Here is a 3,631-nt window from a genome sequence, read left to right as displayed (position 1 = left end):
CCTATTAGGTTGCTTTTATATATTAAGATTAGATATCTATAAATTACTTTTAAAGTTTATTTTCTTTTTTTAATTGTAGATAGGTCTCTAAACCTTCTTTTAATAATACAGAAGCTCTATGAAGATCTTCTTCTTTTAATATATAAGCAAGTCTAATTTCATCTTTACCAAGTCCAGGTGTAGCATAGAATCCTTCAGCAGGACAGGCCATAACAGTTTCACCATCTTTATTGAAATCTGTAAGCATCCATATAACAAAATCTTCAGCGTTTTCAACTGGTAATTTTGCAAGAATATAAAATGCTCCTGTAGGTTTTTTACAAATAACACCTTCGACCTTCATTAATTCATTGTATAAAACATCTCTTCTGTTTTTATACTCTTTATTAACTTCATCAAAATATGATTTAGGAATTTGATATAATTTAGTAGAGCCTATTTGGTCGAGAGTAGAAATACATAATCTACCTTGACATAATTTAAGTATCTCAACAATTAAATTTCTATTCTTAGATGCTATAGAACCAATTCTAGCACCACAAGCACTGTATCTTTTAGATACACTGTCTATTATTATAACTCTATCTTCAACTTCTTTTATATTTCCAAAACTTGTATACTCTAGTCCATCATAAACAAATTCTCTATATACTTCATCTGATATTATCCATAAATCATTCTCTTTAGCAATTTCTGCTATTATATAAAGTTCTTCTTTAGTATAAACTGTACCAGTTGGATTGCCAGGATTAGAAAGTAGTATTGCTTTGGTTTTAGGATTGATTAGAGACTGTATCTTATCTTTTTTAGGAAGGTGAAAGCCATCTTCAGCTTTAGTAGTAATTGGAGTGATACATACATTTATAGATTGGCTAAATCCATTATAATTAGTATAGAATGGTTCAGGAACTAATATATTATCTCCAGGATCACAAGTTGCCATAATTGCAAATAATAAGGCTTCACTACCACCATTAGTTATTAATATTTCATCGGATTCAAATGACATACCGTATGTAGTATAATATTTTTGAAGTGAAGTTATTAATTCAGGTAAACCTTGTGAGACTGCATATTCTAAAACTTCATTATCAAAACTTTTGACTGCATCAAAGAATACTTTAGGAGTTTTTATGTCTGGTTGGCCTATATTTAAATGATACACTTTAATTCCTTTAGCTTTAGCTTTATTAGCCATAGGAACTAATTTTCTAATTGGAGAAGATTGCATAGAACTTATTCTCTCTGAATATTTCATTTAAAATCCCCCTTAATATATAAACATAAACTATATAAGTATAATTACTCAAGATTATAATATCATTTTTGAAATCAAAAATCATTAATATAAAATTATATAAATTATTTTTAATATATAAAAGATAAATAACATANNAAGCTTATTATATATCGATAAAAAATAAGTTAATATGGTAAAATAATATCAAAGAGGTGCTATAGATGAAAGAAATAAGAATTGATAGTATAAATAATGATATAGTAATTTTTGCTAAAGATAGAGCTAAAAGACCTATGGATAAGATGAATGAAGAAAATGAAGAAAAAAATAAAAATGAATATAATCAAAAATGTCCATTTTGTAGAGGGAATGAAATCAATTCTCCAGATTTAAAATTTAAGATAGAAGATGAAAATGATTGGGTGGTAAGATCGGTTAATAATAAATATCCCATAGTAGATAAATTTCAAGATAACATATATGGAAATCATGAAGTGATGATAGATACATATAGACATAATGGAAGTTTTTACAATATGAGTGAAGATGAGTTTTACAATATGTTTTTAATGTATAGAAATAGATACTCAGATTTTATAAAAGATGAAAAAATAAAATATGTTACTATATTTAAAAATTATTTAAGAAAAGCTGGAGCATCATTAAATCATCCACATTCTCAAATTATTTCTATATCTATAATACCACCCGATATAGAAAAAGAAGTTAATATAAGTAGAAAATATTATAAAGATAATAATAGACACTTATATGATGATATTATAAAAAATGAAATTGAAGAAAAGAAAAGAGTAGTAAATAATAGTGAAAACTTTTTGACATTAGTTCCGAAGTCAACAAAGTACACTGGTGAAATTAGAATTATCTTTAAAAAAAATATAAGATTTGAAGATATAGAGAATAACGAGATAAGAGAACTATCTAAGATATTTAAAAATTTATTTTCTAATATATACAAAGTAAATGGAGATTTGCCATTTAATATATTTATACATACTCATCCTAAAAATAGTGAAAGTGAGTATCTTAATGTTCATATACATATTATTCCTAGAAAAAATAGCTTTGGAGGATTTGAATTAAGTACAGGAATATATGTATCTTCTATAGAACCTGAACATATAGCTAAAAAAATAAAATTTTAATATATGTTAAAATAGTTGAATTTAAGGGTAATATAAAAATATTAATATACAATATTGTGGAGGACAAAATGAAATTTATATCATGGAATGTAAACGGTATAAGAGCGTGTGTTACTAAAGGATTTTTAGAATTTTTTAAAGAGGTAGATGCAGATATATTCTGCTTACAAGAAACTAAACTTCAAGCTGGTCAAATTGAATTAGATTTGCCAGGATACTATGAATACTGGAATTATGCAGAGAAAAAAGGTTACTCAGGTACTGCTATATTTACAAAGAAAAAGCCTATAAATGTAACTTATGGTATAGGTATAGAAGAACATGATAAAGAAGGTAGAGTAATAACAATAGAGTTTGAAGATTTATATTTTATAACAGTGTATACTCCAAATTCTCAAAGTGAATTAAAGAGGCTTGATTATAGAATGAAGTGGGAAGATGATTTTAAAAATTATTTAATAAATTTAGATAAAATAAAGCCTGTTATAGTTTGTGGAGATTTAAATGTTGCTCATAAAGAAATAGATTTAAAAAACCCTAAAACAAATAGAAAAAATGCTGGTTTTACAGATGAGGAAAGAGATAAATTAACAACACTTTTAGATTCTGGATTCATAGATACATATAGATATTTTAATCCAGATAAAGAGGGAATATATTCTTGGTGGTCATATAGATTTAATGCAAGAAAGAATAATTCGGGATGGAGAATAGATTATTTCTTGGCATCTGATAAATTAAAAGATAGATTAGTAAGTGCTAATATACACACGGAAGTATTGGGATCAGATCACTGTCCAGTTGAACTTATTTTAAAATAATACTAATTTAATTAATATTATTTAATTTTATTAATAAAATATACCAAACACTAATATAATGTATAAAATAAGTAAATAGTTATTATTAGGGGGTATATTAATGAATTTATTAGATTTTAAAAATAAATTAAGTAAGGGTAATGATTTAGGTGGAGAAGTTGTATACATAAAAGAGGACAACCTTTTATACGGTATAGAATCTATATATAAAGATGAAGAAAATAAAAGTGTATCTTTATTAAAATCAGAACAAAACTCAATAAAGGTACAAGACCTTATAGATTTCTTAGATAAAGAATGTAATAATTTTTTAGAAAGTGATGTATTAATAGGAGATACTTTATATAATAGAGGAGATAATAAAAATATAATAAGTGTAGAATTTGCACAATATGAATCTATAA

3 protein-coding genes are annotated in these 3,631 nt (G+C 25.2%); 2 read left to right on the top strand and 1 reads right to left on the bottom strand.

The features are described 5' to 3' along the window. Positions 1-49: 49 nt before the first annotated feature. Positions 50-1,258: a pyridoxal phosphate-dependent aminotransferase gene (locus tag G3997_RS07155; protein ID WP_296644881.1), complete on the bottom strand. Its 1,209-nt coding sequence runs from the start codon at positions 1,256-1,258 to the stop codon at positions 50-52. A gap of 203 nt (positions 1,259-1,461) precedes the next feature. Between G3997_RS07155 and G3997_RS07150 the strand changes: the two genes are divergently transcribed. Beyond that, entirely contained in the window at positions 1,462-2,406 is a 945-nt protein-coding gene (locus G3997_RS07150) for a galactose-1-phosphate uridylyltransferase (RefSeq protein WP_296644880.1), read from the top strand. A gap of 68 nt (positions 2,407-2,474) precedes the next feature. Further along, entirely contained in the window at positions 2,475-3,227 is a 753-nt protein-coding gene (locus G3997_RS07145) for an exodeoxyribonuclease III (protein WP_296644878.1), read from the top strand. The last annotated feature ends 404 nt before the right edge of the window (positions 3,228-3,631 follow it).

The organism is Romboutsia sp. 13368, from assembly GCF_018336475.1.
Lineage (GTDB): Bacteria > Bacillota > Clostridia > Peptostreptococcales > Peptostreptococcaceae > Romboutsia.
The sequence above is the reverse complement of the archived record's forward strand: the minus strand, read 5'-3'. Positions and strand labels throughout refer to the sequence as shown.